Source organism: Akkermansia sp. UNK.MGS-1 (genome assembly GCF_000980515.1).
GTDB lineage: Bacteria > Verrucomicrobiota > Verrucomicrobiia > Verrucomicrobiales > Akkermansiaceae > Akkermansia > Akkermansia muciniphila.
The window spans coordinates 134,615-142,988 of sequence record NZ_LBCB01000008.1 but is presented as its reverse complement, the minus strand read 5'-3'; the positions used below and the strand labels follow the sequence as shown (position 1 = coordinate 142,988).

General features: G+C 54.0%; 8 protein-coding genes. 2 read left to right on the top strand and 6 right to left on the bottom strand.

Annotated elements, in window-relative coordinates; genetic code table 11:
• From WW58_RS04285 to WW58_RS04270, 4 genes are all read right to left on the bottom strand, one after another.
• Nucleotides 1-1,469 (bottom strand): hypothetical protein (locus WW58_RS04285; protein WP_022198843.1); only part of this gene is annotated, 1,469 nt, incomplete at its 3' end.
• Nucleotides 1,470-1,487: 18 nt separating this feature from the next.
• Nucleotides 1,488-2,426 (bottom strand): aminoglycoside phosphotransferase family protein, encoded by a 939-nt coding sequence (locus WW58_RS04280; RefSeq protein ID WP_022198844.1) that lies wholly within the window; start codon nt 2,424-2,426, stop codon nt 1,488-1,490.
• Between the two features lie 98 nt (nt 2,427-2,524).
• Nucleotides 2,525-3,748, bottom strand: a complete 1,224-nt coding sequence (gene trpB, locus WW58_RS04275; protein ID WP_022198845.1) for a tryptophan synthase subunit beta — start codon at nt 3,746-3,748, stop codon at nt 2,525-2,527.
• 160 nt (nt 3,749-3,908) lie between these two features.
• Nucleotides 3,909-4,343 (bottom strand): MarR family winged helix-turn-helix transcriptional regulator, encoded by a 435-nt coding sequence (locus tag WW58_RS04270; RefSeq protein ID WP_012420734.1) that lies wholly within the window; start codon nt 4,341-4,343, stop codon nt 3,909-3,911.
• Nucleotides 4,344-5,426: 1,083 nt separating this feature from the next.
• On the opposite strand from WW58_RS04270, the gene WW58_RS12950 reads away from it, so the two are divergent.
• Complete coding sequence (locus WW58_RS12950) at nt 5,427-5,723, top strand: hypothetical protein (RefSeq protein WP_131072251.1); 297 nt, start codon at nt 5,427-5,429, stop codon at nt 5,721-5,723.
• Here the strand turns inward: WW58_RS12950 and WW58_RS04265 are convergent.
• On the bottom strand, nt 5,720-6,229 hold the full coding sequence (locus WW58_RS04265; protein WP_022198847.1) for a ferritin: 510 nt from the start codon (nt 6,227-6,229) through the stop codon (nt 5,720-5,722). The two genes, WW58_RS12950 and WW58_RS04265, sit on opposite strands and share 4 nt — an antisense overlap.
• 102 nt (nt 6,230-6,331) lie before the next feature.
• Nucleotides 6,332-7,975, bottom strand: coding sequence for a hypothetical protein (locus WW58_RS04260; protein WP_046435663.1), 1,644 nt, complete (start codon nt 7,973-7,975; stop codon nt 6,332-6,334).
• 153 nt (nt 7,976-8,128) lie between these two features.
• On the opposite strand from WW58_RS04260, the gene WW58_RS04255 reads away from it, so the two are divergent.
• The coding region (locus tag WW58_RS04255) for a RidA family protein (RefSeq protein ID WP_046435661.1) at nt 8,129-8,374 on the top strand (246 nt) is incomplete at its 3' end.

Sequence of the window (8,374 nt, the reverse complement as noted above, 5' to 3'; positions counted from 1 at the left end):
CATGAGTCGGGGCGTTCTCTTTTGGAGTGATGGGGGATAGGTACTTCGTTGGGTTCCTGATACAAGTTGTCCGGGGGCAGCACATGGCCGGCGCCGCTGCCTTCCGACGAGGGGGGGGCGTCGTCTTCTTCATCTTCATCCTCTGCATCGCGGGAGGGGGGGGAAAGCTGGGGGAACAGACTGCACGCCAGGGCTACGCACAGTACCGCCGTTATGGGAGTCATGACGGGGAACCATGTATCATGAGCGGAAAACAGGTACCATGCAATGAAGGGAACGAACAGGATACAGAGGCCCCAGGTGATGAAGCGCCCTCTGCGTTGAAAACGCAAAGCCCATACGGACAGAAGCAGGACGTCCAGCACGATGATCCATTGTACCCAGGCGGGGGCTATGGGAATCAGGACGGCAGGGGCAGGGGCAAGCGCTCCCATGATGCTGCGGACAGTTTGCGCCGCCAGAAGGGATTGCGCGTCCGGCGTGTCGGAAAGGGCGGATGGTTCGGAAACGAGTACCGCATCCGCAGAGGAAAGCAGTTTTCTGACGGCAGTAGTATCCGGCGGACGCAGGCCGGACATGACGGGGACGATCACTTCCTTCGTGTCCAGAATGGTGGGGCTGCTGTTTGCCGCCAGGGGGATGCGGCCGTTTTTATCCAGAGGAATGGAGCGTTTGCCGCCCAGAAAAAGGGTGTCTCCCGGAATGATTCTGACATCACTGGGTTTCAGGTCCAGGGCATTCAGAGCGGCCACCAGAGGAAGAGTGGGAATGATATCCCCGCCCCAGCGGATGAAAAGCGGCGGGGAGACCCTGTTTTCCGGAGCTGGGGAAAACAGCTCGTTATTTTCCACGACGGTTCCCAGGGAGGGGGCTGACGTGGTTATTTGCGGAGGTTCCCCTACGAACCTGTCCGCGCGCGGGAACTGGTCCGTCTTTCCTACGATGTTGGAAGCGGGAATAATCAAGTCTTTCCAATCCGGCGGAAGGGGCGAGCGGCGGGCGGATTCGCTCATTTGCCGGCCCAGAGCCTTGTGGAGGAAGCGGTCCAGTTCATACCCCACGGCGGCTTTGACAATGCTGTCCGGCTTTTCTTCCCAGGTCATGGGGGACATCACGTAAACATTCCTGGCTCCCTGTTCATACAGGTGCCGGAACAGCACTGTGTAATCCATGGGATTGGGAGGATAGGAGGCGAAACTGTTCAGTGATGATTCCCGGTGCAGGGAAACCACGGGAAGCTGGGCCGTCTGCCCTTTGTTGAAGTAATCGTAGGGCTGGAGGACGATGCTGTTTTCCGTATTCAGCCCTTCCGGGCGAACAGTCCGGTATTCCCCAGCCAGCAAATGTTCCGCTGCCTGTTCATAACAGAAAATGGTAGGAGGAAGAAGCACATACCCCAGAATCCAGCCCAGCCCCAGGGAAATCTGGAACAGGGACAGGATAAGCAGGAATTTGGGGGGAAGCGTCATCAGAGGGGCTGGGAAAAATCATGCTAGCATAGCAGCCAGCGGTTCTGCAAGCGTGGAGCCGGGCAGAAGCTTCCGCAGGTGTCCCAGCCCGGCGGGAATCTGAGCCAGATACCAGGTTTTTCCCTGGTTGTGGCCGATATTGGCGTAAGCACCCAGCATCTGCATAATCCGCTGCAGGGCGCAGGCACGGAAAATACGGTGATCTATGGAGTGAGCGGAGATATTTTCCCACTCCCTGAGCAATTCATCCGCCTGTTCCGGTTCCAGACGGGCGTAGCCGTCATAGACCAGGGAGGCCAGATCATATTCCGGACGGCCGCCGCGCATGCCCTGAAAATCAATCAGCCAGGTTTTTCCCGCGTGGATATGCACGTTCTGGGACTGGCTGTCCCGGTGGACGGGGCATTCCGGAAGGGCCGACAGAAACTGCGCCTGCTCTTTCAGGGCGGGATGGTTCAGGAAGGAAGCCGGTTCCAACCCCAGGTGGGATCCCAGGAAATGTTCAGCAAAATAGGACTGCTCCCAGCGGTACAAGGCCTCGTCAAAAGCGGGCTGGAGGGGGAATTCCTCCGGAAACGGGCAGGAGTGAAGCAGATGGAGTTGTTCCATAGCCCGGATGTAGCGCAGGCGCAGGGAAGGCCAGGGTTCTTTCCGGAAAGCCAGCAGGTTGGCGTCTCCCAGGTCTTCCACCAAGGCGGCTCCGCATCCGGGACCGAGAGGTTCATAATCGTAAATTTCCGGCACGTTGACACCGTGGGCGTGCAGATGCCGGGCTGCGGGGATAAAAGAATCATTGTCCGCACGGTCATTTCCCCACTGGATGCCGATGCATGTGCGGCCGCCAAAATGGATGCGGACGATCGTACGGCCGGAGGCTCCCAAAGCCAGGGGACGGAAATCTTCCTGACGCGGAATAATGTGAAAACTCCGGTGAACCAGACGGGACAATTCTTTCATGGAAAGGTGGCGTGGCTGCGTTAAGAGCCTTGCGTAAGGATGGCGTATGAAGGATGACGGCACCCTTCATACGCCGAAAATGAGGAAAGGCAGGGCAATCAGGCGGGGAACTGGTGGTCTTCCCCATAGCCGTAATGCTCCACGACGTAATCCACATCCTTGTCTCCGCGGCCGGAGCAGTTTACCAGAATGGCGCCTCCTCTGTTTTCCCGTGCCCACTTCATGGCATACGCGATAGCGTGGGAGCTTTCCAGAGCGGGAATGATCCCCTCGTAACGGGAAAGTTTGAAGAAGGCGTCCACGGCTTCCTCGTCTGTGGCGGTGACATAGTTAACGCGGCCGATGTCGTGCAGATAGGCGTGTTCCGGCCCTACGGAAGGATAATCCAGGCCGCTGGCTACGGAATGGACCGGTCCCGGATTGCCGTCTTCATCCTGGAGCATGATGCTTTCAAAACCGTGCAGGACGCCCTTGCGTCCATAGGTGATGGAGGCGGAATGGTCCCCAAGCCTGGAACCTTTGCCGAGGGGTTCTACGCCATAGATATCCAGCGGGTCTCCCAGGAAGGCGGTAAACATGCCCATGGAATTGCTGCCGCCGCCCACGCAGGCGCAGACGGCGTCCGGCAGAAGTCCCGTCATTTCCAGGAATTGTTCCCGGGCTTCCACGCCGATGCACATTTGGAAATCGCGCACCATTTGCGGGAAAGGGTGGGGGCCTACCACGGAACCGATGCAGTAAATGGAATCCTGATAACTGTTCAGGTAAGATTCAAAGGCGGAATCCACAGCTTCCTTCAAACTTTGGAGGCCGTGCGTGACAGGCACCACCTTGGCACCCAGGATTTTCATGCGGGTGACGTTCGGAGCCTGCTTGGCAATATCTACCGCTCCCATGTGAATTTCGCATTCCAGGCCGAAGAAGGCGGCGGCTGTAGCCAGCGCCACGCCATGCTGTCCTGCGCCCGTTTCCGCGATAATGCGCTTCTTGCCCATGTATTTGGCCAGAAGGCCTTCCCCCATGCAATGGTTGAGCTTATGGGCGCCTGTATGGTTCAAATCTTCCCTCTTCAGGTAAATTTGAGAGGTGCCCAGGTGGCGGGAAAGGCGTTCGCAGTGGTAAACCGGGGTGGGACGTCCCTGAAACTGTTTGCGGATGCGCCGCAATTCATTAATGAACTGGGCGGAGTGGGCTATCGTCTGGTAGGCTTCCGTAATTTCTTCAAAAGCGGGAACCAGCTCGTCCGGCAGGTAAACGCCGCCGTATTCGCCAAAACGGCCCTGGGCGTCTGGAAAATTGCGTAAATAAGTATGGAGATCCATGGTCTGTTGCGTTCGTGACTGCCAGTATTTAGCACGATGCCACAATTCAGGCAAAAACAATCTCCCCGGAAGCCCTTTTAAAAAAGAAAGGAAAGAAAAAGGACTTCCCCGCAACAGGGGAACGGTTTCTCCGGGAGAGACCGGGAGGAAAAATCGGAAATCAGGCCAAACGGCGCTTTCTGATGGATTTTCCGGTATCGGCAAGCGTCTGGCGTGCGTCCGGATCCGCTCCGGCCATCAAGGCTGCCAGATCCCGAACGATGTTCTGGCGCATGCGAGCTACCAGATCGCGCCCTTCCTGGGTGATGGCGACCATGATTTTGCGGCGGTCTTTGGCTGCGCTCATGCGTTTCAGGTAGCCCATTTCCTGTAATTTATCCACCATGCCGGTAGCGGCCGCGGTAGAATGCCCCATTTTCTGGGCAATGCTGGACATGCTCAGAAAATCTTCGCTGGCCAGATAAGTCAGCAGGAAAAACTGGGGGTAGGAAACCTTGCCCTCATTCAATTCTGAAGAAAGGTTCAGAATGCAGGAACGTTGCGTGAACAGGATGAAATCCGCCAGCTTGTTTGCTTCTTCGGAAATGGAGCTCATGATCGTTGTGAATGTATGGGAGGGTTGATAGCGATACCCGTCCGGAGACTCGCCGGCGGTTCGGCCAACCTACCGCCGCGTCCTTCTACGGGCAAGTCAAAAATATAAATTTTTATTAAAATTTTACATTTGCGGATAATAAGCATTTTGATGGTATTTGAAATACAATATGTTGACTGTTAATAGAATGGATATATTCTGAATATAGAATGTGAATAACATGTTAAAAATAGATATAAGCTATTGATAAACGGTAGTTTTTCACAAAACTTCCGGGAATCCGCAGCAAATCTGGCATAAAGAGGCGTTGCAGCATGACAAGCCTGGATTGAAGAGGGCTCTTGTGCAGAGGCTTTTCATGGGAAATAAAGCCTTGCCGGAGGAAAATTTTATACAGCGGGAAGCAATATTTTCCTGCCCTTGAGACGGACTTGGAACTTCTGCAGTCTTGACGTGAGAGTAGAGAAAGGGGGCGTTGAAAACTTTCTTTCATGGCCTCCTTCCTGCCGCGATAGTTGCGGTTCCTTGTTTACGGCGGTATGAGTCTATGACGCTTGTAAAGGCAGGAAAAACCTTTTTAAACGGTCCTGGAAGGAGGGGAAAAGAACAAACGGAAACCTGCCCCATACTGATGGAGCAAGCGCCGTTACAGACCCGGTTTGGGAATGACGCTCTGCTTTTGGGAGAGAAAAATTGCTTCTTCCCCAAAAGTCAAAGGCTGGCGGAAGTAATAGGGGAAAATGCTCAAGGAGCCGGAAAAAGACTGCCGGGGTTCTAAGAGGTTACCTGCAAAACTCCTATTATCCGGAACGGCCTATTTTGAAAATAGTCCAGCGGCAGTGAAAGGGCCGGGCGCATCAACCGCATTAATAAATGCTCCATTACAGATGACGCATCATTGGTTATCGGCACGGTGTGTAAAAGAGCAATTGCGCCGTCCATGTTCATATTCTGAAGGTCCGTTATCAAATGTTCACGACCATGGAACTTAGAGCCGTTACCATTACATTTCAATGATATCGGTTTGCTGGGGATGCGTGGTTCATTAATTTTTTCAGCATTTATTGTTTACGAGTGGTTCTTATGTCATTCCTCGCTATTCCGCACAACGGAAAATTTTGTGATCCGTCGGCCTGTTTCCTGAAAAATAAGAAAGACGGCGTTGCTTGCCGTCCCAGCTGCCGCCATACAGCAAATCCAGCTGCTTGCAGCATTGCAGGCAGAAAATCATGGAATAAAACATTACTGTCGGCAACATCATTGCATGCCGCCAACCTTATGCTTGTATCCGCAAGATATTTTATTCCCCCGCCATTCTCCGGTAAATTTTTTCTGGAACTCTTTTCCGGAGAATGGACGGAGAACAATAGCAACAACTAGTTGGCGGGAGGCGGCGTAAAGGTGCGGGCTGACATATCCTTGTCCAGAACCAGCATTCCCTGTCCTTCTCCCTTAATCATGCGTAATTTGCTGATGATGTCCTTGACGGTTTCTTCCTCTTCCACCTGTTCGGTGACAAACCATTGCAGGAAAATATCCGTGGCGAAATCCCGTTCTTCCTTGGCAAGATGCACCAGCTCGTTGATTCGGCGAGTGACTTCCTGTTCGTGGGACAGCGTTTCTTCAAAAATTTCAAGAATATTGGACCAGTTTGCATCCGGAGCGTCTATGGAAAGCATTGTAACCTGGCCTCCGCGGGAAAGAAGGAAATCATAAAATTTCAGCGCATGAGCGGTTTCTTCCTGATATTGAATGCGCATCCAGTGGGAAAAACCTGTCAGACCGGCATCCTGCAGATAGGCGGACATGGCCAGGTAAAGGTTGGCTGAATACATTTCCCATTTGATTTGCTCATTAAGAGCAGTTGCCATTGTTGTACTGATCATATTGTAAAATCCTGTTGATTTTTCCCACTTCTACAAAACAAAGTCCGCAGGATCAAGATAATCCTGCGGACTGTATGACGGGAAGGGGGGGAAGGGAAGGCGTCAGGCTTTTGCGGAAACCTCCTCCGGAATATTATTTTCAGGGAGTTCTTCCGCCGGAACGGAGGGGAATTCTTTAGTTTCCGTAACCACGCTGTTTTCTTCAGATGCTTCCTCCCGGGCGGCTGCCGCCTCGGAAGAAGAGGCGGCCTTCTGTTTTTCTGGTGCAGCGGAGTCCGTTGCCGGCGCTTCCTGGCCCTTCTCTTCCGGTTTCCGTTTTTCCTTGGGAGCCTTCTTGGGAGAAGGAGCTTGAGCGGAGACGGTTCTTGGACGGCTGACAGTGTTATTGGAGAAAACAAGGATGTAGCCCTGTTCGGACAGCCAGAGCAGATCACGAACCAAATTCTGCTGTTTTTCCATGGCCTGGGCTACTACTTCTTCTGTGGACTTTTCCTGTTCCGGGACTGGGGCCAGCTCTTTAAGCATGGCATCGACGCCTTTGCCGGGATTATTGGCCGCCCAGGTGGCAATGGACATCAGGGAATCTGATAAGACGGTGCCTTCTTCCATGGCCTTGGGGCGTGCCGGGCCGGTGTAATGGTTGCCTTTCCACTTGAAAATAGGCATATGATGCCGGGCTAACCCGTGGCAAAGGTTGGGAATCAGCATGCTGGGATGGCGGCGGGTGGTGCCGGATAATTGGATCAGGTGCGCCCACAGACCGGGGGAGAGGTGATTCTTTTTCACGGCTCCGTTGACGAACACCTTGTCCGTAACGTCATAGCACTCGTCAAAGTGGTTGGATTCGAAATCCTGTTCTACCGCGGCGGGAGATTCCAGAAGCACTTCGGAGGCTCCTTCCCGAACGGGCTTCCAGGCGGTGCGTTTGGAAACGGCTTCCTGCCATGCCTGGACAGCTTCTTCGCTCTTGTCCGTCACAATCTTGGAACGGAAAGCCTCAAAAGTCATGTTGGCAAATTTGGTGCGATGCAGGTTCATCAGGGCGGACTGGTAGCCGTGCCAATTAACGGGACCTATCAGCTCGTTGTTTAAGGAACATTTGGCAATGGCTTTGAAATCTCCTTTTGGAGCTTCCACTTCCTGTTCTACGGATTCGTAATATTTGGGCATCCAGGTGGACTGCCAGAGGTGTTTGACGGCCTCCTGTCGGGAAATAAAGCAGGCGCCGTCGCCATGCTTGCAATGGTACAGATCCGGGCCGTTTTCCTGCTTCATGAATACCAGGTCATAACGGTCGTAGGAACCCATGACCACCTTGGCAAGATCCAGCAGGGAAATGGTGCGGCGGTGTTTCTGTACTTCCTGGTGCAGGGCAGCCAGGCCGGAATCCACGGGGCGCAGCTCCACGCGCAGGCCTTCCGTCGGTTCCTCCATGGCGGAGCGGGGAGTTTGATCGCGGCGGTTGCGGAAGGAGCCGCGCGTGCGGTCTTCCCGGTTAAACCTTCTTTCGCCGCTTTGACCGTCAACACGATGTTCCCCCCGGGGCTGACGGCCTTCACGGTTGTCGCGCCGCGGTCGGCGGTCGCCTCCCTGCCTGTCTCCGGACCTGCGTTCCGGGTAGGATACAGGCCGTTCCTGACGGGCTCCCGGTCTCGCCCAGGCCGGACCAAATTGAAAGTCGGCCAAGCCGGAAAGGTCCGGAATCTGCTGCTTGGGGTCTGTGGAAGGAGTTTCGTCGGTCATCATGTACGGGTTGTTTCAATAGCAACTAAATGAGGTGGATGGCAATCATTTTACGTGCAAACAGACCGAAAATTGTTCAAAATGTCATGAAAGGCATCTGGAAATGCAACTATTTCCGGTGTATCCTTTCAACTCAACTTCTGTCAAATGCTCTATATGGATAAAATACGTCAACGACTTTCCGACCTTGGTTACGCCATTTACGATGCTCCCGCTCCCGTAGGCTCCTATGTGCAATGCGTACGCACGGGCAACCTGCTTCACCTCTCCGGCGGCATTTCTGTGAACGGGGACGACAAATACTTTGGCAAAGTAGGGCAGGAGCTGACGGTGGAAGAAGGTCAGGCCGCTGCGCGCGCCGCTATTTTGAATCGTCTGGCCGTTATTGTGCAGGCGGTGGGG